General features: G+C 46.5%; 28 protein-coding genes. 4 read left to right on the top strand and 24 right to left on the bottom strand.

Annotated features, from left to right (window positions below):
• Nucleotides 1-195: 195 nt before the first annotated feature.
• A complete protein-coding gene (locus tag ICN12_RS10185; RefSeq protein WP_216272395.1) occupies nucleotides 196-636 on the bottom strand; it encodes a universal stress protein in 441 nt (146 codons plus the stop codon).
• Between the two features lie 88 nt (nucleotides 637-724).
• On the opposite strand from ICN12_RS10185, the gene ICN12_RS10180 reads away from it, so the two are divergent.
• Together ICN12_RS10180 and ICN12_RS10175 are read left to right on the top strand one after the other, a co-directional pair.
• Nucleotides 725-1,126, top strand: a complete 402-nt coding sequence (locus ICN12_RS10180) for a DUF2177 family protein (protein ID WP_216272394.1) — start codon at nucleotides 725-727, stop codon at nucleotides 1,124-1,126.
• Between the two features lie 13 nt (nucleotides 1,127-1,139).
• Nucleotides 1,140-2,777, top strand: coding sequence for a SulP family inorganic anion transporter (locus ICN12_RS10175; RefSeq protein WP_216272393.1), 1,638 nt, complete (start codon nucleotides 1,140-1,142; stop codon nucleotides 2,775-2,777).
• Here ICN12_RS10175 and ICN12_RS10170 read toward each other — a convergent pair.
• Entirely contained in the window at nucleotides 2,774-3,505 is a 732-nt protein-coding gene (locus ICN12_RS10170) for a sulfite exporter TauE/SafE family protein (RefSeq protein ID WP_216272392.1), read from the bottom strand. The two genes, ICN12_RS10175 and ICN12_RS10170, sit on opposite strands and share 4 nt — an antisense overlap.
• Before the next feature lie 83 nt (nucleotides 3,506-3,588).
• Here ICN12_RS10170 and ICN12_RS10165 point away from each other — a divergent pair, with 83 nt between their 5' ends.
• Nucleotides 3,589-4,347 (top strand): helix-turn-helix domain-containing protein, encoded by a 759-nt coding sequence (locus ICN12_RS10165; RefSeq protein WP_216272391.1) that lies wholly within the window; start codon nucleotides 3,589-3,591, stop codon nucleotides 4,345-4,347.
• Nucleotides 4,348-4,370: 23 nt separating this feature from the next.
• Here the strand turns inward: ICN12_RS10165 and ICN12_RS10160 are convergent, their stop codons facing one another.
• The 12 genes from ICN12_RS10160 to ICN12_RS10105 form a co-directional block, all read right to left on the bottom strand.
• Entirely contained in the window at nucleotides 4,371-4,631 is a 261-nt protein-coding gene (locus tag ICN12_RS10160; RefSeq protein WP_216272390.1) for a hypothetical protein, read from the bottom strand.
• Entirely contained in the window at nucleotides 4,628-4,846 is a 219-nt protein-coding gene (locus ICN12_RS10155) for a FixH family protein (protein ID WP_216272389.1), read from the bottom strand. The genes ICN12_RS10160 and ICN12_RS10155 overlap by 4 nt, the downstream gene beginning before the upstream one ends.
• Nucleotides 4,847-4,876: 30 nt before the next feature.
• The gene (gene ccoG, locus ICN12_RS10150) at nucleotides 4,877-6,334 is read right to left on the bottom strand and encodes a cytochrome c oxidase accessory protein CcoG (protein ID WP_216272388.1); all 1,458 of its coding nucleotides are present in this window, start codon (nucleotides 6,332-6,334) and stop codon (nucleotides 4,877-4,879) included.
• Nucleotides 6,335-6,347: 13 nt separating this feature from the next.
• The gene (ccoP, locus tag ICN12_RS10145) at nucleotides 6,348-7,271 is read right to left on the bottom strand and encodes a cytochrome-c oxidase, cbb3-type subunit III (protein ID WP_216272387.1); all 924 of its coding nucleotides are present in this window, start codon (nucleotides 7,269-7,271) and stop codon (nucleotides 6,348-6,350) included.
• Nucleotides 7,268-7,435 (bottom strand): cbb3-type cytochrome oxidase subunit 3, encoded by a 168-nt coding sequence (locus tag ICN12_RS10140; protein WP_216862185.1) that lies wholly within the window; start codon nucleotides 7,433-7,435, stop codon nucleotides 7,268-7,270. The genes ccoP and ICN12_RS10140 overlap by 4 nt, the downstream gene beginning before the upstream one ends.
• Nucleotides 7,436-7,456: 21 nt before the next feature.
• Nucleotides 7,457-8,104, bottom strand: coding sequence for a cytochrome-c oxidase, cbb3-type subunit II (ccoO, locus tag ICN12_RS10135; protein WP_216272386.1), 648 nt, complete (start codon nucleotides 8,102-8,104; stop codon nucleotides 7,457-7,459).
• Nucleotides 8,105-8,114: 10 nt separating this feature from the next.
• Entirely contained in the window at nucleotides 8,115-9,557 is a 1,443-nt protein-coding gene (gene ccoN / locus ICN12_RS10130; protein ID WP_216272385.1) for a cytochrome-c oxidase, cbb3-type subunit I, read from the bottom strand.
• 171 nt (nucleotides 9,558-9,728) lie between these two features.
• Nucleotides 9,729-9,908 carry a cbb3-type cytochrome oxidase assembly protein CcoS gene (ccoS, locus tag ICN12_RS10125; protein ID WP_216272384.1) on the bottom strand — a complete coding sequence of 60 codons (180 nt, stop codon included), beginning with the start codon at nucleotides 9,906-9,908 and terminating at the stop codon, nucleotides 9,729-9,731.
• Nucleotides 9,909-9,917: 9 nt separating this feature from the next.
• On the bottom strand, nucleotides 9,918-12,356 hold the full coding sequence (locus ICN12_RS10120; protein ID WP_216272383.1) for a heavy metal translocating P-type ATPase: 2,439 nt from the start codon (nucleotides 12,354-12,356) through the stop codon (nucleotides 9,918-9,920).
• Nucleotides 12,357-12,362: 6 nt separating this feature from the next.
• Nucleotides 12,363-13,607 (bottom strand): MFS transporter, encoded by a 1,245-nt coding sequence (locus ICN12_RS10115; protein ID WP_216272382.1) that lies wholly within the window; start codon nucleotides 13,605-13,607, stop codon nucleotides 12,363-12,365.
• A 53-nt stretch (nucleotides 13,608-13,660) separates the two neighbouring features.
• Complete coding sequence (locus ICN12_RS10110; protein WP_216272381.1) at nucleotides 13,661-14,416, bottom strand: 2OG-Fe dioxygenase family protein; 756 nt, start codon at nucleotides 14,414-14,416, stop codon at nucleotides 13,661-13,663.
• 9 nt (nucleotides 14,417-14,425) lie between these two features.
• Nucleotides 14,426-15,727: a TAXI family TRAP transporter solute-binding subunit gene (locus tag ICN12_RS10105; protein ID WP_216272380.1), complete on the bottom strand. Its 1,302-nt coding sequence runs from the start codon at nucleotides 15,725-15,727 to the stop codon at nucleotides 14,426-14,428.
• Nucleotides 15,728-15,842: 115 nt separating this feature from the next.
• Between ICN12_RS10105 and ICN12_RS10100 the strand changes: the two genes are divergently transcribed.
• Nucleotides 15,843-16,604 (top strand): SDR family oxidoreductase, encoded by a 762-nt coding sequence (locus ICN12_RS10100; RefSeq protein ID WP_216272379.1) that lies wholly within the window; start codon nucleotides 15,843-15,845, stop codon nucleotides 16,602-16,604.
• Here the strand turns inward: ICN12_RS10100 and ccmI are convergent, their stop codons facing one another.
• From ccmI to ICN12_RS10050, 10 genes are all read right to left on the bottom strand, one after another.
• Nucleotides 16,605-17,795: a c-type cytochrome biogenesis protein CcmI gene (gene ccmI, locus ICN12_RS10095; RefSeq protein ID WP_216272378.1), complete on the bottom strand. Its 1,191-nt coding sequence runs from the start codon at nucleotides 17,793-17,795 to the stop codon at nucleotides 16,605-16,607.
• Nucleotides 17,788-18,288 carry a cytochrome c-type biogenesis protein gene (locus ICN12_RS10090; RefSeq protein WP_216272377.1) on the bottom strand — a complete coding sequence of 167 codons (501 nt, stop codon included), beginning with the start codon at nucleotides 18,286-18,288 and terminating at the stop codon, nucleotides 17,788-17,790. The genes ccmI and ICN12_RS10090 overlap by 8 nt, the downstream gene beginning before the upstream one ends.
• Entirely contained in the window at nucleotides 18,288-18,812 is a 525-nt protein-coding gene (locus tag ICN12_RS10085) for a DsbE family thiol:disulfide interchange protein (protein WP_216272376.1), read from the bottom strand. Before ICN12_RS10085 ends, ICN12_RS10090 begins: the two co-directional genes overlap by 1 nt.
• Nucleotides 18,809-20,728: a heme lyase CcmF/NrfE family subunit gene (locus tag ICN12_RS10080; protein ID WP_216272375.1), complete on the bottom strand. Its 1,920-nt coding sequence runs from the start codon at nucleotides 20,726-20,728 to the stop codon at nucleotides 18,809-18,811. The genes ICN12_RS10085 and ICN12_RS10080 overlap by 4 nt, the downstream gene beginning before the upstream one ends.
• Entirely contained in the window at nucleotides 20,728-21,159 is a 432-nt protein-coding gene (ccmE, locus tag ICN12_RS10075; RefSeq protein ID WP_216272374.1) for a cytochrome c maturation protein CcmE, read from the bottom strand. Before ccmE ends, ICN12_RS10080 begins: the two co-directional genes overlap by 1 nt.
• The gene (ccmD, locus tag ICN12_RS10070) at nucleotides 21,156-21,344 is read right to left on the bottom strand and encodes a heme exporter protein CcmD (RefSeq protein ID WP_216272373.1); all 189 of its coding nucleotides are present in this window, start codon (nucleotides 21,342-21,344) and stop codon (nucleotides 21,156-21,158) included. Before ccmD ends, ccmE begins: the two co-directional genes overlap by 4 nt.
• Nucleotides 21,344-22,114: a heme ABC transporter permease CcmC gene (gene ccmC, locus ICN12_RS10065; protein ID WP_216272372.1), complete on the bottom strand. Its 771-nt coding sequence runs from the start codon at nucleotides 22,112-22,114 to the stop codon at nucleotides 21,344-21,346. The genes ccmD and ccmC overlap by 1 nt, the downstream gene beginning before the upstream one ends.
• Entirely contained in the window at nucleotides 22,111-22,776 is a 666-nt protein-coding gene (gene ccmB / locus ICN12_RS10060; RefSeq protein WP_216272371.1) for a heme exporter protein CcmB, read from the bottom strand. Before ccmB ends, ccmC begins: the two co-directional genes overlap by 4 nt.
• The gene (ccmA, locus tag ICN12_RS10055) at nucleotides 22,773-23,420 is read right to left on the bottom strand and encodes a cytochrome c biogenesis heme-transporting ATPase CcmA (RefSeq protein WP_255537792.1); all 648 of its coding nucleotides are present in this window, start codon (nucleotides 23,418-23,420) and stop codon (nucleotides 22,773-22,775) included. The genes ccmB and ccmA overlap by 4 nt, the downstream gene beginning before the upstream one ends.
• 182 nt (nucleotides 23,421-23,602) lie before the next feature.
• Entirely contained in the window at nucleotides 23,603-24,013 is a 411-nt protein-coding gene (locus ICN12_RS10050; RefSeq protein WP_216272370.1) for a carboxypeptidase-like regulatory domain-containing protein, read from the bottom strand.
• Nucleotides 24,014-24,237 lie beyond the last annotated feature (224 nt).

The raw sequence follows: 24,237 nt of genomic DNA, 5'->3' as shown, positions 1-24,237 counted from the left end.
ATCTCCCCATGCTCGACCTGCGCTACAACGGCCAACTTAAAGGCCATGGTGTAATCTTTTTGTGTTCGCTTAATCCCAATACCCATCTGACACTTCCTTTCTGATTAGAAAAAGTGTCAACTTATTTCAGGACGGGTCAAATACAGAAAAAAAGGGGGTCCTGATGGACCCCCTCATTTTTCAATGCCGTAAGTATTAACCAAGAACTAATACGGGCAGCTTGGAATGCACAATCACTTCATGTGTTTCACTACCTAATAAAACACTCTTAATGCCAGTGCGTTTATGTGAGGCCATCACAATCACATCTGCCTTTGCTTTCTTGGCGCCATCCAAAATACCTTCTGATAAATTGCTATTGGGGATATGAAGGGTATTGGCTTTGACGCCAACACCCAATGCAATAGTGGCTTTTTTAAAGACATCGCTAGCAAAAGCCTCGCACACCTTCTTATGGTCTTTTTGGGAAATACCATAACCCATAGTGCTGTCCGAATAGATCATCGGTGGCATTGGATCAGAAACATACACTAAGGTTACGGCTGCCTTATCTGCTTTAGCAAGCTCTGCCACCTTTTTTAAGGACTTTTTACTCACATCTGAACCATCAACGGGTACTAATAAGTGCTTAAACATATCGACTCCTGTTAAATTAATCCCTAATGCCTTTGGTTCCATCATAATCCTTATTACTCACCTGTAAAAGCATAAAAAGGAAGCTGAATTGCTCAAATACTTTGCAGTGTATTTTTCGTTTCTGCTATCGCTGATCATTATTGATTTAATTTGGCTTCTTGGTATCGCTAAGAATCTTTACCGCGACGATATGGGTTCGCTCATGGCCAGTGAGCCTAAATTACTAGCTGGACTGGGTTTTTATCTGTTGTATGCGCTAGGTGCATCGATTTTTGTCATTCTTCCGGCAATCTCCAAGCAGTCTTGGATTTATGCAGTGCAATATGGCGCCCTATTTGGTTTCTTTTGCTACATGACTTACGACCTCACTAATCTTGCAGTCATTCGCGACTTTCCTATTCGGTTAGCGTTTGTTGACATTCTTTGGGGCTCTGCCGTCACCGCACTTTCTGCCACAATTGCCTATTGGGTTGGTAGCCGGATAGCTTGAGGGCCTTCTATACATGAATCTCTTTCACCCAAAAATACTCGACTCTTTTAAAGGTTATAGCGGCGCCCTCCTTAGCAAAGATGTATTGGCAGGCATTACGGTTGGAGTGGTTGCATTGCCTTTGGCAATGGCATTTGCGATTGCCAGTGGACTCAAACCAGAGGCGGGCATCTTCACCGCCATCATTGCTGGAGGGTTGATTTCTATATTAGGTGGAAGCCGCGTACAAATTGGTGGGCCAGCTGGCGCATTCATTGTGATCGTTTACGGGATTGTTGATCATTATGGGATCGCGAACTTACTCTTGGCCACCGCCATGTCTGGGGTATTTCTATTCCTGATGGGCCTCTTTCGCCTTGGAACTTTAATTCGATTTATTCCCGTTGCCGTCATTATTGGATTCACCAATGGCATCGCTGTACTAATTGGCCTCTCTCAAATCAAAGAATTTTTTGGCCTACAAATTACAAAGATGCCCGCTGAATTTTTTCAAGCAGTCCAGACCTTGTATGCTGCAGCTGATACTGTAAATCCGATTGCCCTGATGTTATCGATCGGGAGTCTCGCGCTTTTAATCGCCTGGAAGGCCATTCAAAAACATCTTGGATACCTGAGTCATATACCAGGAACAGTTATTGCGATGGCTGCAGCCACCATCGTCACTAGCGTACTGAGCCTACCTGTAGATACGATAGGCAGTCGCTTTGGCGGCATTCCATCAGGTCTGCCAAGCTTTGAATGGATTCCAATTAGCTGGGGTACCGCACAGTTTGTTATTGCGCCCGCAATTACTCTCGCCCTGCTAGGAGCAATTGAGTCCCTGCTGTGTGCACGGGTTGCTGATGGACTGATTCATGATCGCCACGATTCCAATCAAGAGTTGATGGCTCAGGGCATTGCCAATCTAGTGACTCCATTCTTTGGCGGCATGCCGGCTACAGGCACTATCGCTAGAACAGTTACCAGCGTACAAAGTGGCGCAAGTACGCCTATTGCGGGAATTGTGCACTCAGTGACCTTGCTGGTAATTATTTTATTTGGGGCTCCACTAGCCAAAAATATTCCCTTGGCTAGCTTGGCTGCCATCCTCATGTATGTTGCCTGGAATATGGGTGAATGGAAAAAGTTTGCGGACCTCAAGCAATTTCGCCTACCCTATCGCTTAACCATGTTGAGTGTATTTTTTCTCACGATCGCACTTGACCTAACAGTGGCGATCCAAGTCGGCTTACTCTTTGCATTCATCACATTTATTTATCGCATCTCGAGCTTGTCGCGCTACGAGCCAGCAAGTGCAATTGATTTTCCAGAGCTCCAACAACACCAAGGAAGTATTTCTGCATTCAGAATCTATGGCGCCATCTTTTTTGGCGCCGTAAAACTTCTAGAGAGCATCGAAAATGAATTGCCTTCAACGACTTTAGTGCTGGATCTAAAGAATGTGATCTACATCGATGTCTCTGGTATGGATGCCATCCTCGAGCTGGAGGAGGCCTGTAAGGCGCGGAGCATTAGGCTCATGATTTGTGGACTGGCGCATCAGCCATATGAGATGGCAGTTCGTGGAGGGCTGCTCGAAAGAGTACCAAGCGATTTCATCTACCCAGATCTACAACATGGTATTGCTGCTGCAATTAGTCAGTCGCATTAACTGATACAGAAACCACCCTTTAGCAAAGCTTCAGGCAAATACCAGGCACGATAGAGGCCAAATATGCCAGCGACTAATAAAAGGCCGGCAGCAATATATCGCACCCAGATGTATTGACCAAACTGAGTTAGCGCTGCAGAAAATTTAGAGATCAGCAATAAATTAGGCAAGGTTCCCAACCCAAATGCCAACATCAGAGCAGCGCCTGTCCAGACGTCCCCAGACAAAAAAGCTAGTGGCAAAACGCTGTACACTAATCCGCAAGGTACAAGACCCCACAACATGCCGCTAAACCAACGCGATGAGCGTCCAGCAAAGCGCCCTAAATATTTAGCCCAATAGCCGGCCATGCGCGCGCCTAGCCACTTACCTACCAGTAAAGGACTTTTAGAGTTCTGACGCAGTAATCGCAGTCCCATGAGGATCAAAATCAAGGATGTAAAAGCAAATAATGGGCGCTGAATCGGGACCATATTCTGCTGCCAAAGTACGACACCAATCCAAGCGGCGGCAGCTCCAAGCAAAACATAGGTCGTCAAACGACCCAGATGCATGATTAGTTGCAGATAAAACAGCTGAGACTTACTCTGCAAGGGGACATAAGTAGCGCCCCGATCATCGCCCTGGCGCTCAATTGCCGCCGCAATGCCGCCACACATTAAGGCGCAGTGCCAACCACTCACGAGAGCACCCAGGAAGACCGCCAGCAATAGACTAGTAGTTAACATCTAGATGTCTGCCATGTTGGAGGAAAATATCAGAATTACACATAATCCTAGTAGAATAAACTGGTCTGATAACTAGATCCAATATGAATTACACCAGCTCGGATGCCCCAAGCAGCAAATGCTCAGTATGCGTACTGGGTCAATTTTGCTTGCCAGTTGGGATCAGCCCTACCGACATTGCCAAGATCGATACCCTCGTTAAAGAGCGTGTTAACCTCCAAAAAGGGGAAAGTCTGTATCGCCATGGTGAAGCCTTAAGCGCGGTGTACAGCATCCGATTCGGGACATTAAAAACTGAATACTGCCTAGAGGATGGTCGTCAGCAAGTGATCGGATTTCATCTTCCTGGAGAAATCTTAGGTTTAGATGGTATTGGTGATGGGCATTATCAATCTGAGGCGATCGCCCTTGAAGAGAGTGAAGTCTGCATCATTCGATATGAGGCGTTTGAGGATTTAGCCCGCCAGATTCCGGTACTTCAAAAACAGTTCCATCGCATTCTGAGCCGCGAACTCTCCCAAGATCAACGTCACCTACTGTCGCTTGGAAGCTTGCGCGCAGAAGAGCGCTTAGCTACCTTCTTGCTGAATCTTTCTCAGCGTTTAGCTGCCCGCGGTTATCAAAATAATGAGTTTGATTTACGCATGAGTCGCGTCGAGATTGGTAGCTACCTAGGGATTCAGATTGAGACGGTGAGCCGCATGCTGTCTCGATTTGCAGAATCAGGTCTGATTCAAATTAAGCAACGTCATATTAAGCTGATTGATATGGACGGTCTTCATGAATTAGCTAGCATTCCCAATCCAGATCGCACTGTTCAGATCAAGCCCTGTAGCACCTAATCGCCCAAAACTTCAGTCTTTAATTAAATCAAGCCTCGATCGGGTCCTTTATCGCCGTCCGCATTAATGCCCGGCAGAATGTAGGCAGTTAAGGCGCTCGAGAATGAGCAGAAGATCCAGATAACAAAAAAACCGATGGTGTAAATACCTTCATCGGAAATATTTGGGTGATAGCCAAAGAATAATAGCTCGGCGGGATGCACGATGCTAAAGAGCAAGCCTTCAGCCAAAATTGAGACCAAAAATGATGGCCACATAATCCAGATGAATAGGCGGTACTTCATTTACGACCCTGCTCTTCTTTAAGTTGTTCTACTTTGAGTTGCTCAACTTTTAGCCCACGCTTAACAACACCATCACGCACCGGCTTGTCTGCATACAAGTTCACAGCGAGATAAATAGTGATCATGCATCCAATAGCGGCAATAGCGGGTCCGCTAATGAGCAACCATGGCCACAGCTGCTTAAACCATGGCTTGTTTACTTGTTGTTCTGACATATTCATCCTCTCTATCTTTTGCTATACAGCTTAGCGGGGAATAATAAAGCTAGATTTTTCATCGCGGGTTCTGGTAATCATCTCATTTCCCGACATTTCTTGCGCTATTACATCAAAATGAATTGGGTAGTTACCAGGCTGGTTTGTTCCAATTGCAGTGCTAACTTTAATAGGCATCAGCAAATTACTTGCTGGCCCAACTTCAATCTCAGTAACCACTTTACCTTGAGAGTTGAGGATTTTTAAGTCATCTAATCCAGCGGCCTTCACCTGGACATTCATCTTGTTTTCTGAGGCATTCATAATCTGAATGCGGTAGATATTTTCAATTCTGACCCCATCAACCTCGCGAGCCAATGCACCTCGGTCACGCATCACGTCAACTCGCAAAGGATTGCGGGTTGCCAGTGAAAATAGGAACGCGCCAGTAAGAACGGTAATGAAGGCCATATAAATCAATACCCGAGGGCGCAAAATATGACGAATCGCACTTTGATTGGTTTCTTTATCCTCAATTGCCCGCTCGGTCGTATACCGAATCAGCCCTTTTGGATAATCGACTTTTTCCATCACTTGATCGCAAGCGTCAATACATGCACCACAACCAATACACATATATTGGAGGCCATCACGAATATCAATACCGGTCGGGCAGACTTGTACGCAGATACTGCAATCTACGCAATCTCCCAGACCCAGAGTGGCAAGATCAGCTGACTTGCTACGACTACCTCTAGGCTCTCCGCGAACCTTATCGTAGGTCACCAAGAAAGTATCTTTGTCCACCATCACGCTTTGGAAGCGTGCGTACGGACACATGTACTTACAAACTTGTTCACGCATAAAACCTGCGTTACCCCAAGTGGCAAAGCTATAGAAACACAACCAGAAGGTTTGCCACGGACCTAGCGCCAAATGCAAAATGGCAGCGCTGAGAGTTTCAATTGGAGTGAAATAACCAATGAAGGTAAAGCCAGTCCAGAAGGCAATTAAGAGCCACAGGAAATGCTTAGTGATTTTGAGGCGCCACTTACGGACACTCCAAGGCCACTCTTCTCCATCCAAGCGAATACGCGCAAATCGATCACCCTCAACCTTGCGCTCGATCCACATAAAGATTTCGGTATAGACCGTTTGAGGACAGGCATAGCCACAAAACAATCGACCGGCAACCGCAGTAAACAGAAATAGTGCTAATGCCGAAAGAATCAATAAGAGCGTGAGATAGATCACATCCTGTGGCCATAGAACCAGACCGAAGATGTAAAACTTACGTTGAATTAAGTCGAAGAGAACAGCTTGACGACCATTCCAACTCACCCAAGGAAGGCCATAGAACAGAAGCTGTGTTGCGAATACCAAGATAAAGCGCCAGCGGGCGAACAGCCCGCTAACGGAACGTGGGTAGATCTTTCGCCGAACCTCGTAAAGAGATTCCTCAATGACATCTATAGGAATAGGTTTCCCAACCGGCGAATTATCTGACACTATTTGACGTTACTTACTTAGCTGCAGCTGTCTTATTGTTGGATAAGCCCCAAACATAAGCAGTTAAGAGATGAATCTTTTCAGGACTTAATACTTTATCTTGAGCAGGCATCATCGCCATGCGACCTTTAGTAATCGTTTCAACAATAGTTGCTTCTGAACTACCATATAACCAAGTCTTATCTGTCAGGTTAGGAGCACCTAAAGCAATATTGCCTTTACCATCAGCACCGTGACAAGCCACACAATTGGCTTTAAATACTTCTGCGCCACGAGCTACCTTCAAGTCATCTACAGGTAAACCTGAGAGGCTACGAACATAGTTCGTAACATCCACAATTTGCTTGCTATCGAGCTGCGGGAATGGAGGCATGACACCTGCACGACCATTCACAATAGTTGTCTTAATATTTTCTGGTGAACCACCATAGAGCCAGTCGCCATCAGTCAAGTTCGGGAAGCCTTTAGAGCCACCAGCGTCTGAACCGTGGCACTGAGCACAAGAGTTCAAGAACAAACGTTGACCCATTTCACGTGCTTTTGGATCTGCAGCAACTTGCTGAACATCCATTTTTACGTACTTAGCGTAAACAGGCTTTAGCTCATCATTAGCAGTAGTCATAGAGGACATCAGCGCATTATCTGTGCTGTAACCCAAGATGCCCGGATAAGAACCTAAGCCTGGATACAGTACCAAGTAAACCAAAGCGAAGATGCATGAGAGCAGGAACATCCACATCCACCAACGTGGCAATGGGTTATTCAATTCACGTAGATCGCCGTCCCATACATGGCCAGTATCAGCCACTTCGCCATCAGGCCTAAGCTTAACCTTGATCTTAAGTTGAGAAAACAGTAGCCATACGCACCAAAAAATACCCACCAGTGTTACTAAGGCGATATAGGTACTCCAACCGGCACCAAGAAAGTCACTCATGATTTGTCCTTACTAAATTCATCGGGAAGATCGAACGGGAGTTCGGCGGACTCTTGATTGGCGGCTTGTCTTTTAGAAGACCAAGCCCACCAAACGATTCCTAAAAATACAGCCAAGCCAAGCACGCTTGAAATGGCTGAGAGGTAGGGTGCAATAGTTTGCATAAGATTCAATTGGCTAAGTAATTACTTAGCAACAACCTCATCAACAACAATATAGCGGCGATTCACACCCAAACCTTGCAAGTACGCAATCAATGCGTCCTCTTCAGTTTTGCCTTCCAACTCTTTTGGCGCATTTGCAACTTGCTCGTCGGTATAAGGAACACCCAAACGACGCATTGCAGTCATGTGCGAAGAAATCGTATCAGCGGCTGCTGGCTTTTGCAGGTATGGGTAACCAGGCATATTTGACTCAGGCACGACATCACGCGGGTTACGCAAATGAATACGATGCCAATCATCGGAATAGCGACCACCAACACGAGCTAAATCTGGACCAGTACGCTTACTTCCCCACAAGAATGGATGATCAAATACTGACTCACCAGCCAAAGAGTAGGGACCGTAACGCTCTACTTCAGAGCGCAAAGTACGGATCTGCTGGGAATGACAACCCAAGCAACCTTCGCGCTGATAAATATCACGGCCTGCTAAACGCAATGCTGAGTACGGCTCAACACCTGGGCTAGGCTCAGTTGTTGAGTGTTGGAAAAATAAAGGCACGATCTGCACCAAGCCAGCAATCGAAATTGCGGCAATGGTGGCAATGATCAACCAACCAACATTACGCTCAAGCGTTTCGTGGGAGAAAAATCGACGTTGTTCTGACATGTTCTTATCCTTAATGAGCTGCTACTGACGCTTGTGGAATAGCGGCGTCAATGAATTTTTTACCAATCACTGTCTTGTACACGTTGTAGGCCATGACGAACATGCCGCTCAAGTAGCACAGACCACCTAATAAACGAATTACATAGAAAGGATAGGTTGCTTTAACAGACTCAACGAAGCTGTAAGTCAAGGTACCGTCTGGCTCGAAAGCTCTCCACATCAGACCTTGCATTACCCCAGCAATCCACATTGCAGCGATATAAATCACTACACCAATCGTTGCGATCCAGAAATGCACTTCGATCAACTTCGTGCTGTACATATCACGTTGACCAACCAAACGTGGGATCAAGTAATACAGGGAACCAATCGTAATCATGGCAACCCAACCGAGGGCACCTGAATGCACGTGACCAATAGTCCAGTCTGTGTAATGCGACAAGCTGTTCACAGTCTTAATAGACATCATTGAACCTTCGAACGTAGACATACCGTAGAAAGACAACGCTACTACCAAGAACTTCAAGATTGGGTCACGACGTAATTTATGCCATGCGCCAGATAAAGTCATGATGCCGTTAATCATGCCACCCCATGATGGAGCCAACAAAATCAAGGAGAACACCATACCTAATGATTGAGTCCAATCAGGCAATGAAGTGTGTTGCAAATGGTGAGGACCAGCCCACATATAAGTAAAGTTCAACGCCCAAAAGTGAACAATGGACAAACGATATGAATAGATTGGGCGCTCTGCTTGCTTTGGAATGAAGTAGTACATCATGCCCAAGAAGCTAGTGGTCAAGAAGAAGCCTACTGCGTTATGACCATACCACCACTGAATCATCGCATCTTGTGTGCCTGCGTATGCTGAGTAGGACTTAAAGAGGCTTGCTGGCATCTCAATATTGTTAACAATATGCAAGACCGCAATCGTCAAAATATAAGCGCCGAAGAACCAGTTTGAAACGTAGATATGTTTAGTCTTGCGTTTGATCACAGTACCGAAGAACACAACTGCATACGCAACCCAAACTACCGTAATCAACAAGTCGATCGGCCACTCTAATTCTGCATACTCTTTAGAAGTAGTAATACCCAGTGGCAAAGTTACTGCAGCCAATACGATGACTGCTTGCCAACCCCAGAATGTAAATGCCGCTAACTTGTCACAGAACAGCCGCACCTGACACGTGCGTTGCACGATGTAGTACGAGGTAGCAAAAAGCGCAGACCCACCAAAAGCAAAAATCACCGCATTGGTGTGCAACGGACGCAAGCGGCCATAACTTAACCAAGGGATATTGAAAGTGATTTCAGGCCAGATTAACTGAGCTGCGAGAATAACCCCCACCAGCATGCCCACGATTCCCCAAAGTACCGTAACAATGGCAAATTGGCTGATAACCTTGTAATTGAAGGTATCTTGATTGTTCCCCACGGTAAGTCCCATGGTTTCTCCTTTTGTTGTGACCAAACAGCGACGTAATCCAAATAGACTGGATTCATTATCAAAGTAAGCTGTATTGGGTGTTTTGATCTACATCAAAAAGGATGGGGGCATTTGTACCTATTTAACACTCTGTTAATCGATGGAACTTAGCCATATTCATTGAAGATGTGGCTATTTTTGAGAGTGATCACTAACATTTTTAGATTTTGGCGTATCATCATCCATCAAAATCGCCTGACCCGGGCCATCCAAATCATCAAATTGACCGCTTTTTACGGACCAACGCAAAATCCAAGCTAAAACGCCAACCAGGATCAATGACAGGGGGATTAAGAGAAAAAGGCTTTCCATACCCTTAGTCTAGGCCTTTCTCAAGCGCCAAGCGTTTAATGTGACCGCCAGGGAGGAAAGAGACATCCCAATCCCTGCAACCCAGGGATTAACCCAGCCCATCATGGCCGCCGGAATAGCCAGTAAGTTATAAACCAGCGCCCAAATGAGGTTTTCTTTAATGATCATCTGGGTTTTATCCGCTAATAATAGGGATTTAGCCAAGGGAGCCAATGAACTCGCCGTCAATATCGCATCTGCACCTGCTGTAGCGAGCGGCGCCCCTGCACCCACCGCAATCGAGACATCTGCCCTAGCCAACAAGGGTGCATCGTTAATACCGTCGCCAATAGCCCACACAAAGTGACCCTCTTTTTGCAAACGCTCTATGTAATGGTATTTATCTTCCGGCGAGCAAGCGCCTTGAAAATGATCAATCCCCACTTCATGCGCCCACCAAGCCACCGTTGCAGGATCATCCCCGGAAACTAAATGCACGGTGATCTTGCGAGATGCTGCAGCGGCTAGCAATTTCTCTACACCAGCTCTTGGCGTATCCAAGAAAAGAAAGCTGGCAATCAACCCTTTGTCATCTGCCAAATGCACTTGCCCATATTGACCCTCTTGCGCAATCTGCTGAGCTCCGGTCCAGGCAGCACTTCCCAGTCGATAAGCGCCCGAGCTAAGGCCTTTACCCAATAAATTACTAACGGGCTCAGTTAAGGTCGTCAGCAAGAGATTGTCAGCTTCAGCAGCGCGCAGTAAAGAAAGTGCCAAAGGATGTTTCTGCCCCGCTTCCATTGAAGCAGCAAGACTGAGCGCATCTGCCCGAGAAAATTCTGGGCGGGCAATCAGAACTTCGGTTAATTCTGGTTGACCCATCGTAAGAGTGCCGGTTTTATCAAGCACTAAGTCAGTTGCCTTAACTAAACCTTCTAGCACATGACCTCGCACAATGAGTAAGCCCAGCTTTGTTACTGCGCCTTGAGCTGCTGCCATCGCTGTTGGCACCGCAAGAGATAAAGCGCATGGGCAACTAGCGACCAACACTGAAACGAGCACTGTCCACGCTCTACTTGGATCAACGTACAACCAAATTGCTGAGGACAAAAATGCAGCCAATAATAAAAAGCCGACAAAATATCCTGCCCACTTTTCTGCGAGACTCACCATCAAGGGCTTCGCTTGTAATGCTTGGTCCAATAGGGAGGCAATACCAGCGATGCGCGTAGATTGGCCTACCGCATCGATTCTCATGAGTAAGGGATTCAGAATGTTATGGGTTCCCGCATAAACCCGATCACCAATTTTTTTATCAATGGGTTTTGACTCGCCCGTCAGCAAGGATTCATCGAGGGCGCTCTCGCACTCAATCAGAATGCCGTCAGCCGGCACAACATCCCCTGGCGGAACACGAAGAACCTCGCCAGGATTGCAATTAATTACCGGCACAATTTCTACCTGCAAAGATGCCGGATAATTCGATACCCGCTCGCAGGTAGCGGGTAATTGTTTAGCCAAAGCTTCCGCCCCACCCTGCGCATCTTGGCGCGCCAATAACTCTACATAGCGTGCTGCCAAAATAAACGCTACGAACATGGTGATAGAGTCAAAGTAACCGTGCCCAGCGCCTGTCGCTAAATTAATAGTCCCTGCACAAAACGCCAGCGCCAAAGCCAAAGCAATTGGCACATCCATTCCCAGCATATGTGTTTGACGAAATGAAGCGACACTGCGCCAAGCGGCTTGAAAAATCGGCCCCGCTGAATACACCATCACCGGCACCGTTAAGACCCAACTAGTCCAGCCTAAAAGCAAGTCATACTCCGCGGTAATGTCGCTATCACCCACATAGGATGGCCATGCATACATCATGACCTGCATCATCCCCAGCATGGCAACACCAAGCCTAGTCAGTAATTGACGTCGCTCTTTTTTTGATTTTTCAATCGACAGAGAGGGCTCGAAAGGCCAAGCTTCGTAACCAATGCGCTCCACCTCAAAGAGCAAACGCGCCAAACTAGTTTGCTCAGGGGAGAACTCTGCTTTTACTTTTTGACTCACGTAATTGATTTGCACATCCTTAACACCGGGAATGCGCCTTAAGTGTTGCTCGCATAACCATACGCAAGCAGCACAGCGAATCTTCTCAAGTCGTAAAGTAGTTTCTAGATTCCCATCCTCACCACTTGGTCGTGTATAGCGACACAGTAAAGACGGGTCATCATAAGGGGCAAGACTGGCAGGAATTTCATTTGAGGCAAGATAAGCCGCAGGCTTGTCGCTTGACTGTGCACGGCGCGCATAGAACACCTCAAGACCTTCACCATGAATCGTTTGCGCGATTGCCATGCAGCCAGCACAACAAAATTGTCTAGAAATGCCACCTAAGTCAAGTTCATAGGAATCCCCAGGAAGAATAAAACTTCCGCAGTGATAGCAGCTATTGCTTGGTAAGGAGGCGCTCATAGATGGCTATTGATTTCGCGCTAGAGCTTTGCTGGCCCAGCCGCTACGACGCTCGTAGATGACAAAGAGAATGCCCCAAATCACTACAGCAGCATAAGCCCAGACCCAAGAAATTTGAGAGGCACGTGAACCGGTTACATCAAGAACAAAACCAAAAATCGCAGGGCCTAATAAACCGCCACCAAAGCCCATTAAGGAATGCAAGCCCATTGCTGCACCTTTAATATTTTCTTGGGCGCTAACTACTAAACCGGCAGTTAAGGTAGCCGAATCGGCCATGATAAAAATCGTATGCCCAACAGCGAGTGCAACAATAATCCACCAAGATTGGCCCGTTGATAAGGCTAAGGCCACACCGAATAGAGCGCTCATCGCCATCACAAAACAAATCCAATTTTGACGCCCCATCCTTAAGGCAATCTCATTTCCTAAAATCGATGATGGAACACCAAAGAAATTAATCACTCCCGCAAGTGTAGTAGCAGTTAATAAAAATGGTTCGCCTGAAACAATCGCACAAAAACCAAAAAAGGCGACGATCCAACTACGAGATGCGAATAGTTCAATAGAGTGAGCGGTATAACCAAAAATAAATCCAGATGCAGTTTTATCTTGCAAAACCAAGCGCCATTTATCGACTGGAAAAATATCGTGCAATCGGATCTGAATAGGGCCCTGCCATTTCTCATGAGCGAGTGCAGGAATAAATAAGAGCATAATCAAAAATGCAGTAAATGGGCCCAAGGCGATGAGTCCAAAAACATATCGCCAGCCTAACGCATTTAAGATCCAGCCTGAACACAAATAAGAGAAGCCGGTGCCAATGCCAAAAAAGGCGGTGTAGAAAGCAATATGCCTAGTGAGCTCACCTGTTTTGATTCGATCCGACAGAATTTTTAAGCCTGGCATATAGGTACCCGCCAGTCCCGCACCATTGAGAGCCATAAATATTAAGGCGGACCAGAAGTTATACGCAAAGAGACTCATACCCAGCAAGCCGCAAGTAGCAGAGAGTCCACCAACCAAATAAACTTTTTTCGCATCAACGCGATCAGTTAGTGCGGTTGCCAAGGGAACCATCAACATATAGCCGAAGAAAAAAGCACTGGCGATTAAGCCCGATTGCAAATTGCTCAGCTGCCATTCGTCTTGGAGAGTCGTTAACACCACGGCATAACAAGCGAAACCCAATAGCGCGCAGGTTTGCGCCATCAGCATGAGAGGTGTGTAACCAGTAGGTTTAAAACGCATAGGAGCTTACCAAGAGATAGGCCATTCTACCGCTCATCGAGACCCGATAAGACCTACTGTTGGCTGCGGTTTGGCGAATCCTGAAATCCATTCGAACGGTAAGTCAGAACCAATGTATCTCGGTAGCCATGAGGCCCTGTTGGCTGAATAGGGGTAGATTCATGAATCATTCTTTCATCATTCATAAGTAATAGAGACCAGGGCTGAGTTAACGTAAATCGTAATCCCGCAGAACCACCCGCCTCAAAGATGCGAGTCTCACCACCTTTTATCCCAACCCGGTTGAGTAAAAATACAGCGACAAAATCTACGCCATCACGGTGCGCGCCCTCAGGGGTTGGCCGTCCAATTCCATCAGTAGTATCAATCCGAAATTGATGTGCCTCAACAAACCAAGTGCTTACAGGTTTGACGCCACTTAGTACACGAGCCAAACCCATTAAAAGAGATTGCCAGGCGGGGTTGCTTGTGAGCTGAGCTTGTGAGGGCTCGAACCAACGCTCAATTCCTCCGTGCAGGGCGTTGTAATCCACCGATTGCCAATGGGCGCGATGCGGCACCATAGTCATGGATGAGCCTTTGATCTCAAAACTTGAATGGCGACGGAAGCGATATCGACCCCCATCTCTGAGATAAGGATCTCGGGGCAAGCCCTCCCAAAACTGCGTAAGACCCAGTAACTGATCGAGCTCCACGCCAGCCATTTGCGCGACGTCTTGCGCCGAGATAACAGCAAAACCATCGCCTCGCAAGGATTGAGTTAACTCCTTAGCAGGCGTAAGCGGGGGCAATAGGTTTGAAAGAGTCATGGGGATATTTTAGGCGTTTAAATTTAAACGGCCACGCACCTCACCCACATGCCCTTTTAGGTCATATAACTCTTTGGCATCGAGCATCGAGACTTTGATATTACCCACCCTTCGCTCAATGTCCGCCAAATCTTTATAGTTCTTTTCTTTTAACTCTGGATTGGATGCGTTTCTTTCGATCACTTTGAGCTCATCGTAAACCTGCGATAACTTCAGTCGCAATAATAAATTTTTGACTGCAGGAATGTAGGTAAATAAGGGGATCAAGATGACCAGCAATGGAATCACAATCTTGGCAAATCGCCCAATCCACACCGCCGTCCAGAAAGGCAGGTGGCGATGCAAGAAAGAGGGGCCATCTTTTAAGTAGATTTCCGCATCAACGTGCAAAGGAAAATCTAGGCCCGCTCCAGAGGGAAACTCTCCCGGCTTTTGCAAATATGAATAGGTTTTCAGAATATCGTAAGTTTCGCCAAGTAGAAGAGTCACTAAAGCGGGGCTCATATCTTCCTTGCCCACTAAAGTGGCTGTGGCAGCCAATACCTGAATATCTTGACGTGGGAGATCATAAGAAATACTCACGACGCCACGGGGTACCGTGACCTTTGACAGGAAGGGGAATAAATGGACGTAGGCTTCAGCCTGATCAAAACTCATCAAGCGAATCCCGGGGGTTTCATAAAAACTTCTTACAAGAGGTGCTTCGGCTGCACTCACCAAAAACACAGCGTCTAACTCACCTTTTTTAAACTTTTCCAGCGCTTGAAGCGGTTTGAGCTTTTCAGCATGAACATCACTTAGACTTAATCCACTAGCCTCAAGCAATTGAGAGGCCAGAGTCAGTGTGCCGCTACCCTCATTACCAATCGAAACGCGCTTACCCTTCAATTGACTCAATAAGCTTAATCGCCCTGCGTCATCTTTAAAGCTAGACTCCCGATACCAAACCCAAACCGGCTCATAAAACACACCGGCAATCGAAACAAAATTAGGATATTTAGAGATGTCAGCCACACCACCTTGGACCATCGCAAAATCAATGCCCGAGTGGGGATCATTTAACAAGGCCAAGTTATCACTCGTTCCGCCAGTAGTGCGCAACTTGAGAGAAATTCCCTCTTCTGCCAATTCACTTTGGAGCCTTTCACCAAACTTCTGATAGAGACCCGTAGGAAAGCCCGTCGCTAATTCAATTGATCTGGGTGGTGGTGGCACCAAAACCCAAAGCGTTGCAAAAAGAATGGCAACCACGATCAAAAACGCGAGGCCAAGCGCTAAGGGGTTGTAGATATTTTTGCGTATGAAGTTCATAAGAATTCTTCTCGTTTTTGCCATTATGCCCCGAGCTCCAGAATCCGTAACAGAATGAATTCATTCGAATTGTTTCGAGATAAGATGGGGTTTTTAAAGAACCATTAGGACAACAATGAACTCAGCCCTCAATAAGGTAGCTCTAGTCACCGGAGCTGGAACGGGTATCGGCAAAGCAGCGGCAAAAGCGCTTTTGCAGGGTGGCTATTGTCTTGTCCTGACCGGCAGAAAGCTTGCAAAACTCAATCTGGCTATCCAAGACATTGGTGGGGACAGTCACAATTGCCTGGCGATTGCTTGCGATGTAGGCAAGCCAGAGGAAGTAAAGCGCCTATTTTCAGCAATCCAAAAGCAGTTTGGTCGCATTGATGTGCTCTTTAATAATGCTGGCTTGGGAGCCCCAGCAATCCCGATGGAAGAGCTTAGCTATGAACAATGGATGAATGTGGTCAATGCCAATCTCTGTGGAGCCTTCCTGTGCTCCCAAGAGGCTATCCGCATGATGAAGGCGCAATCGCCACAAGGCGGTCGAATTATCAACAATGGCTCCATCTCTGCACACGCACCCCGACCGATGTCTGCGCCGTACACAGCTACCAAGCATGCGATTACAGGATTAACCAAATCAATTGCCTTAGACGGACGCCCATTCAACATTACCTGCGGTCAAATTGATATTGGCAATGCGAGTACTGAAATGACTATTCCCATGGCCGCCGGAATTACGCAAGCGGATGGCTCAAAAAAGGTTGAGCCTTTAATGGATGTGGATCACGTTGGGCAGGCGGTACTACACATGGCCCAACTACCCTTAGAGAGCAATATTCTGTCGATGACCATCATGGCAAGTAATATGCCATTTGTTGGTCGAGGCTAATTAAGGTCTAACTTGATCAATCTTTAAGCAGGTATTTGTTGTGCCAACTTTGATCGTTTGCGGCGTCGAGATCAAGTCGCCAGACTCTGGCATTGCCATCCCGGTTTTGGAGATACGCACCTCAACCGACACTTCAGGCAATTGAGAAATCAACGCATTAGGACTCATCGCCAAGGCATCATTTAGAACAAAACTTATCGGGAATGCAGTTACTGGAGTTTTGAGGACGGCTACAGGCATACGCTCACCCGGCTTACGGGCAATCACCATCAACACATCACCCGCCTTGATGTTAGATTTCAGATCAGGGGCAATGTCGATTTGACCGCTCACGCCTTTATCACTAATCACCGGCGCACTAGCTGGAGCGAGCCCACCTTTGCTACGTGCTTCAGCAATCGAGGCAGAAATTGCGCGAGCCTCATCCGTATCGGGAGGTAGTTGTTTTGCCAACTTCTCCCAAGACTGAACTGCTGCCTTATAGTTTTGCGCATTAAAAGCTGCAGTTCCAGAGAGCCATAAAGCTAATAAATTATTTGGGTCTAGCGCTAATGCTTTATTAATCAGTTGTAGTGGCTTGCCAGCAAAATTGCCATTGGCATTTTCTGCCAAGACATCAGCATAGTCTGCCAATAATTGCGGATCGGCATCCACAAAAGATCCTGCACGTGCATAGGCTTTTTCAGCCTCAGCATTGCGACCCAAAATCCGATAGGATCGCGCCAGCATGGCCCAGCCCTGGAGATTATTTGGCTCTTTTTCCATCTTGGCAGCAAACTCAGCAACCATTTTTTCAACGGACTCTTGAGTCATGGGCCTTTCAGCATTTTTCTCGGCAATTCGAGGGGCATCGCCTAAGAAAAAGTAAAAGCCTGCTGAAAGCAACACTACGAAGATGCAAATTCCAATAATGGTTTTCTTGGGAGAGCCCAATACAGCCAGATCATCTGCCTCATCCGTATCCTGAAAAAGACGTTGACGCATTTCTGCATGGGCTTGTTCATAGTTAGCTGCATCAACAGCGCCTGATAAACGATCAGCCTCGAGCTTATCAAGCTCTTCTCTATAAATAGCCGCATTCATTTGACGACGTGAAGTTGCAGATTCTTTTGCGGGGAAAAAGAATGGGCGCAACAGCAGCACCAAGACCAAAATCAACAAGAGGAGAGCGGGGATCAAAAAACTAGTCATGTGCATTTTCTGTTGAACTGGATTTTGCGTCCTTTAGCAGTGCGTCAATACGGCGATTATCTTCATCCGATAGCGTAGTGCCAGGCATGCTCTGATTTCTGCGACGCAAATAAACTATTAGCCCAATAATGCCCGCGAGCAATATAACGAAAGGACCTATCCATAGAAGCCAAGTAATCGGCTTAACGGGTGGACGATATAAAACAAAATCACCGTAACGCTCCACCATAAAACTCCGAATTTGCTCGTCTGTCTTGCCTTCTTTAATCAAAATACGAATTTCTCTACGCAAGTCATTCGCTAAATCAGAGCGTGATCCTGCGAGAGATTCATTCTGACAAACCAAGCAACGCATTTCTTCTGAAATCACAATCAGGCGTTGCTCAGTAACTGGATCATCAGCAAGTGGCACTGCATCTTTAGCTAAAACAAGATTCATGGAGCCTGCCACTGCAAAAACAAGCAAGGTAGAGAGGAGTGCTTTTCTCAACATTATTTAAGCTCACCCAGCAAAGGAATAATCTTCTTGTTGAGTAATTCCATAGTGATCGGTCCAATATGTTTAAAACGAATCACGCCAGTCTTGTCAATCACATAGGTCTCCGGAACACCATAGACACCGTAATCAATCCCCACTCGGCCATTGGCATCAAAAGCAGATAAAGAGTAAGGATTGCCTTGGCGAACGAGCATGGCCATAGCATCGTCACGCTTATCTTTGTAATCTAATCCAATAATCGGGGCCACCTGCAACTTGCCTAGCTCAACAAGAACTGGATGCTCTTCACGACAAGCAACACACCAAGAGGCCCATACATTTAAAATCCAGGGCTTGCCTTTCATACTCTCTGGTGAAAAAGTTTTTTGGGGGTCTGCTAGTTGAGGCAACTCGAAGGCAGGTGCTTGCTTACCAATCAATGGTGAAGGCACCTCATGGGGATCGCGATTTAAGCCTACCGCCAAAAATACAACCAGAATGGCAAACAAGAGTAGTGGGATTAAAAACTTGGCTTTCATGCGACGCCCTTACGCAACTTCATGCGATAGCGTTTATCTGACATTGCCAACACTCCACCTAAGGCCATCAATAAACATCCAGCCCAAATCCAATCTACGAAAGGCTTGTAATAAACCCTGACAGCCCATGACTTATCCTCCAACTCCTCACCCAAGGAAACGTAAATATCTCGAGTTAGGCCAACGTCAATCGCTGCCTCGGTCATTGGCATGGTTGAAGAAAAATAGCTGCGCTTTTCTGGATACATCGTAGCCTCTACCTTCCCATTACGGGTCAGCAAGAAAGTACCTTGCATCGCCTTATAGTTTGGTCCAGGAACAGCGCTCACACCTTGCAGCTGAATTTGATAACCACCAACACTCACGCTTTCGCCTGCAAGCATGCGCACATCTTTTTCTTCTTGATAGGCACCCACCATCGTGACGCCGATGACAAACACTGCTATTCCAAGATGGGCGACTTGCATGCCAATAAATGAACGAGTTGGATTGCCTGCTTTTGCTTGTCGAATAATTTGCAGTACTCCAGAAGCAATTACCCAGAAGGCCAGTAAGAAACCAAGGCTGCTAAGCCAAGTAAATTCACCCATCACAAACGGAATTGAAGCGGCGGCAATCATGGCTACCAATGCTGCGATCCATAAACGCTTAATTACATCCAATAGATTGGAGTTTTTCCAGCTTGTCCAAGGTCCAATCCCCATCAATACCAACAAAGGAATCATGATCGGCACGAAGACGCTATTGAAGTATGGGGGGCCTACCGAGATCTTTCCTAAATGCAGGGCATCAATCAATAAGGGGTAGAGCGTACCCAACAGCACCGATGCCGCTGACACTACCAAGAAAACATTGCCAAGCAAAATAAAGGTTTCACGCGAAGTTAGGCTGAACTTGCCACCAAGCGTACTTTTGGGAGCGCGCCAAGCGTAGAGCATTAAGGATGAACCCACTACTAATACCAAGAAAATCAAAATAAAGATACCGCGCTTCGGATCGGTCGCAAATGCGTGCACTGAAGTCAGCACTCCAGAGCGCACTAAGAAGGTGCCTAAGAGTGAAAGTGAGAAAGCAGTAATCGCCAACAGCACCGTCCAACTCTTAAAGCCACCGCGCTTCTCTGTCACTGCCAAAGAATGTAGTAAAGCAGTGCCAACCAACCAGGGAATGAATGAGGCATTCTCAACCGGGTCCCAGAACCACCAGCCACCCCAACCCAATTCGTAATAAGCCCACCAAGAACCGAGCGCAATACCGAGAGTTAAAAACACCCAAGCAGCGGTTGTCCAAGGACGCGACCAACGCGCCCAAGCCGCATCAAGGCGACCGGATAATAAAGAGGCAATTGCAAATGCAAAAGCCACCGAGAAACCAACATAACCCATGTATAGCATGGGCGGATGAAATACCAAGCCTGGATCTTGTAAAAGCGGATTTAAAGAGCGTCCATCCTGAGCGGCTGGTAAGAGTCGCTCAAACGGATTGGAGGTCATCAGAACAAATAAGAGCAGACCGGTGATGACTAAGCCCAAGACGCCAATCACACGCGCCACCATAAATTCATCAAGCGACTTAGAGAGCTGGGATACCAAAAATGTCCAAGTAGATAATAAGAAGATCCATAGCAATAAAGAACCTTCATGCCCACCCCATACAGCGCCTAAGCGATAAATTACCGGCATTTGCGAGTTTGAATGCTCTGCCACATAAAGAACAGAAAAATCATTGGTATAAAAGCTCCATGCCAAGATAAAGAAAGCAATTGCGAGTAAGAAGAAAACGGTTTGAGCGGCTGGTCTAGCCAACAGGATCCACTCGCGTCGGCCTTGATGTGCCCCAACCAAAGGAAGTATTCCTTGAATAATAGCGACACATAAGGCGAGGATTAATGCGTAATGCCCAAACTCAGGAACCATTATTTACTTCCATTTTTTTGAGCTTGTTCTAAAGCATGTTTAGCCTCAGGTGGCATATAGTTTTCATCATGCTTGGCCAGTACTTCGCTGGCAATAAATTGTCCGCTTGGATCGAGACGACCTTGAATCACGGCGCCCTTACCTTCTTTAAATAAATCCGGAAGAATGCCAGTGTAGGCAACCGGAATATCTTTCACCATATCGGTAATCACAAAGTGCACAGTTAAACCATCTCGTTTAACTGATCCATCTTTGACCATACCACCAATTCTAAAAACTTGGCCAGCGGGTGATTTGCCAGCAGCCACTTCACTTGGGGTAACGTATAAAGCAATATTACTGTTTAGCGCATTCAAAATTAATACCGCCGCAATACCAATGGCAATGAGTGCGCCAACAATAATAGCTGCTCGTTTATGTCTTGGTTTCACTTTCCGCCCTTTTGATCAAACTGCTCCGCCATCACTTCGCGTTGTAGTCTACGCACAATCGCCTTATGGCGCGCACGGACAGCCAAGGGCTCAATTAAGAACACCAATGCGCACACCCCAAAACTGCACCAGACATATAGCGCATAACCGCCCATTGCAAAGAATTCAGCTGGACTATTCCACATCAACGCTTCACCTCATGTAACTGCTTCACCCAATCAGTATGAGCCTCGCGCTCTAAAATGATGGCACGCACACGCATTAACCCTACTGCGATTGAGTACATCCACAAGCATAAAGCCATCAACAACATTCCCCAGAGCATCGTCTGAGCCATGGCTGGCGCCTTCGTTAAAGAAACGGAGGCACCTTGATGCAAGGTATTCCACCATTTCACTGAAAAATAAATAATAGGCACGTTCACTACGCCAACTAAAGCCAAGATCGCCCCAGCTTTATCTGCTCGGCGAGCATTATCAATCGATGCTTGTAAGGCTATAAATCCAAGATATAAAAACAAGAGGATGAGCTCAGAAGTTAAACGAGCATCCCAAACCCACCAAGCACCCCACATTGGCTTACCCCAAAAGGCGCCGGTCCATAGAGATAGAAAAGCCATCCACGCACCAATCGGCGCAAGCGCCTGCGCCATCATGGCAGATAGGCGCGTATTAAATACCAAACCTAAGCCTGCCCAAGCAGCCATCACTAAATAGATGAACATCGACATCCAAGAAGCGGGGACATGAATAAAAATAATGCGGTAACCCTGACCTTGTACGGCATCTACTGGCGCTACAAAAAAACTCACCCACAAGCCAGCCACCCCAAAAATAATAGCGAGCGCCCAGAACCAAGGAATCATTTTTCCAGCCAAGGGATAAAAGGTACTCGGGCTCGAAAATTTGAACCAGTTCGTCACACGACTAGAGGCTAAGTTATTTACATTACTCATTCAATGGCAATCTTTACAGCAGTAGCGCTAACCCAAGGCACAAATGCTAATGCCAAAATGAATAAAGCGCCCAGTAGAGAAAAGTGTCCTGTGATATCAAGTCCTACGTTGCTGGCGTACACAGCGCCAGCACCAAAAATCAATACGGGAATATAAAGTGGCAAAATCAGGAGGCTCATCAACACGCTGCCACCCCTCACCCCTAAAGTTAAAGCCGCTCCAATCGAGCCCAATAATGATAGAACAGGTGTCCCCAATAATAGCGCCGCCATCAATACCTTCAAAGATTGGGCATCCAAATCAAACTGAATACCGATCACGGGTGCCAATAAGACTAAGGGCAGTCCGCACACCAACCAATGTGCAAGCACCTTACCAAACACCAATGCAGTAAATGAATTCGGGGATAAGACTAATTGCTCTAAAGTGCCATCTGCATAATCGGCCGCAAACATCCGCTGCAAGCCAAGCAAGGTTGAGAGCAAAGCTGCTACCCAAATGACGCCTGGTGCAATCTTTCTCAGCAAGGCAGTATCAGCGCCAATTCCTAACGGAAACAAACTTGTCACAATGACAAAGAAAAATAATGCGGTTAAGACCTCACTCTTACGACGCATGACGAGCAATAGGTCGCGGTGGACGATGGCAATAAAGGCATTCATAGATCAAGCACCCGTAGCCCTGAAATAGATAAAGGCTGATGACTTGTCAACACTACCAGGCCATTACTCTCAAGATGCTCTGTAATTAATTCTTGCAACTCGTGTACCGCGTGAGCATCTAAGGCGTTAAAGGGTTCATCCAAAATCCAGATTTGCGCACGGCGCGTCAGCATCCGAGCCATTAAGACGCGTTTTTTCTGACCCGCAGACAAACAATTAACAGGTAGATCCTCACGTCCCTTTAGGCCAAATCGCCACAAGGAAGCAAAAGCATCTTGTTCTGAAAGCACAGCGCCATCAATCGCTGCATACATGCGCAAATTTTCAAGGGCACTGAGATCCTCTTTAAGTGCATCGCGATGCCCTAAAAATAATAGCTTGCCGTGATATTCCGACACCTCTTTCTTGATGGGATACCCATTCCAAAGGATCTCACCTGACTCTGGTGAAGCCAGACCAGTGAGCAAGCGCAAAAGACTTGTTTTTCCAACGCCGTTCTCTCCACGAATATGGAGGCACTGACCAGGAAACACCTGCAAATCCAAGTCAGAAAACAGTTCTCGCTCACCGCGCACGCAAGTAATCGACCGAGCTTCAAGCATCGGCGTGGAAGAAGTTGGAATGGAGGAATTAATGGCTGTCATCGAAGGAAATGGCTTGAATCAAACCACCTCAGGCATTGTCCAAGACCCATTAAGGGCTGTCAAACGACCTAAAACAGCATTTAAAGAATAAATTTCTTTTAATTCAATCGCTTAGGCAATTATAGAGGCTATTTAGGAGAGTCAACCTAACTTGGTCGTACAAGCTTTCCTCTTATGAAAACCTATTTCCAAAAAATAGACAACTTTTGAGGTGCGGAAGCCTGAATGAGAACGGGTCTCTTCTGCAAAACCCCCTGATAGGAGGCCTCAATCAGATATTGGCCAGCAGTCAGATTGATCAAAATATACGGGCCATCAGCCTGCGCATCGAATATTACTTGATTTTTGGCATCCAAAATCTTGATCTTCGCCCCAAAAATCCAAACACCTCGGCCATTTTCCAATTGCGACAACTCCAACAAAAGCGGCCACTGCTTTGCTTCAGCCAGGATAGCGGAAGATTCCTCCTCGCCTACTCCGCCAGAAATATAAGAAATTCCTTGGGAATATTGCGTATCCGGGATTTGTGCATAGGCAACTGAGCAACAAGTTAAATAGCCGGCAATTAGAAATGACTTTGAAAAAAAGTTCATATAAATTTCTCTAGATGAGCACGAGTGTAGTCAATTCATTCTACAGTTAAGTTCACAGCTTTAGTAGCTTGGAGGGAAAAGTAAAAAGCCCCGCTACTGAACTGACCCACAAAAGTTGGACACCAAATCCAACTCAAAGGGGTCAGCTTCATGAGCAAATACAGTACGCAGTTCAAGCTAAAAGTAGTTACTGAGTATTTAAAGTCTGGGGGCTACCTCAGGGT

The sequence above is a fragment of the Polynucleobacter sp. AM-25C3 genome, assembly GCF_018882335.1.
GTDB lineage: Bacteria > Pseudomonadota > Gammaproteobacteria > Burkholderiales > Burkholderiaceae > Polynucleobacter.
This window is presented reverse-complemented; position numbering and strand designations above follow the sequence as displayed.

Coding starts and splice junctions, on each gene's coding strand:
- ICN12_RS10120 (WP_216272383.1), bottom strand. CDS start 12,356: ATGAGCGCCTCCTTACCAAGCAATAGCTGCTATCACTGCGGAAGTTTT.
- ICN12_RS10080 (WP_216272375.1), bottom strand. CDS start 20,728: ATGGTTCCTGAGTTTGGGCATTACGCATTAATCCTCGCCTTATGTGTC.
- ICN12_RS10100 (WP_216272379.1), top strand. CDS start 15,843: ATGAACTCAGCCCTCAATAAGGTAGCTCTAGTCACCGGAGCTGGAACG.
- ICN12_RS10175 (WP_216272393.1), top strand. CDS start 1,140: ATGAATCTCTTTCACCCAAAAATACTCGACTCTTTTAAAGGTTATAGC.
- ccoP (WP_216272387.1), bottom strand. CDS start 7,271: ATGAGTGACTTTCTTGGTGCCGGTTGGAGTACCTATATCGCCTTAGTA.
- ICN12_RS10110 (WP_216272381.1), bottom strand. CDS start 14,416: ATGACTCTTTCAAACCTATTGCCCCCGCTTACGCCTGCTAAGGAGTTA.
- ICN12_RS10155 (WP_216272389.1), bottom strand. CDS start 4,846: ATGTCAGAACAACAAGTAAACAAGCCATGGTTTAAGCAGCTGTGGCCA.
- ICN12_RS10105 (WP_216272380.1), bottom strand. CDS start 15,727: ATGAACTTCATACGCAAAAATATCTACAACCCCTTAGCGCTTGGCCTC.
- ICN12_RS10115 (WP_216272382.1), bottom strand. CDS start 13,607: ATGCGTTTTAAACCTACTGGTTACACACCTCTCATGCTGATGGCGCAA.
- ICN12_RS10140 (WP_216862185.1), bottom strand. CDS start 7,435: ATGCAAACTATTGCACCCTACCTCTCAGCCATTTCAAGCGTGCTTGGC.
- ccoS (WP_216272384.1), bottom strand. CDS start 9,908: ATGGAAAGCCTTTTTCTCTTAATCCCCCTGTCATTGATCCTGGTTGGC.
- ccmB (WP_216272371.1), bottom strand. CDS start 22,776: ATGAATGCCTTTATTGCCATCGTCCACCGCGACCTATTGCTCGTCATG.
- ccmC (WP_216272372.1), bottom strand. CDS start 22,114: ATGAGTAATGTAAATAACTTAGCCTCTAGTCGTGTGACGAACTGGTTC.
- ICN12_RS10185 (WP_216272395.1), bottom strand. CDS start 636: ATGTTTAAGCACTTATTAGTACCCGTTGATGGTTCAGATGTGAGTAAA.
- ccmD (WP_216272373.1), bottom strand. CDS start 21,344: ATGTGGAATAGTCCAGCTGAATTCTTTGCAATGGGCGGTTATGCGCTA.
- ICN12_RS10050 (WP_216272370.1), bottom strand. CDS start 24,013: ATGAACTTTTTTTCAAAGTCATTTCTAATTGCCGGCTATTTAACTTGT.
- ccmI (WP_216272378.1), bottom strand. CDS start 17,795: ATGACTAGTTTTTTGATCCCCGCTCTCCTCTTGTTGATTTTGGTCTTG.
- ccoO (WP_216272386.1), bottom strand. CDS start 8,104: ATGTCAGAACAACGTCGATTTTTCTCCCACGAAACGCTTGAGCGTAAT.
- ccmA (WP_255537792.1), bottom strand. CDS start 23,420: ATGACAGCCATTAATTCCTCCATTCCAACTTCTTCCACGCCGATGCTT.
- ICN12_RS10165 (WP_216272391.1), top strand. CDS start 3,589: ATGAATTACACCAGCTCGGATGCCCCAAGCAGCAAATGCTCAGTATGC.
- ccoN (WP_216272385.1), bottom strand. CDS start 9,557: ATGGGACTTACCGTGGGGAACAATCAAGATACCTTCAATTACAAGGTT.
- ICN12_RS10090 (WP_216272377.1), bottom strand. CDS start 18,288: ATGTTGAGAAAAGCACTCCTCTCTACCTTGCTTGTTTTTGCAGTGGCA.
- ICN12_RS10085 (WP_216272376.1), bottom strand. CDS start 18,812: ATGAAAGCCAAGTTTTTAATCCCACTACTCTTGTTTGCCATTCTGGTT.
- ICN12_RS10160 (WP_216272390.1), bottom strand. CDS start 4,631: ATGAAGTACCGCCTATTCATCTGGATTATGTGGCCATCATTTTTGGTC.
- ICN12_RS10170 (WP_216272392.1), bottom strand. CDS start 3,505: ATGTTAACTACTAGTCTATTGCTGGCGGTCTTCCTGGGTGCTCTCGTG.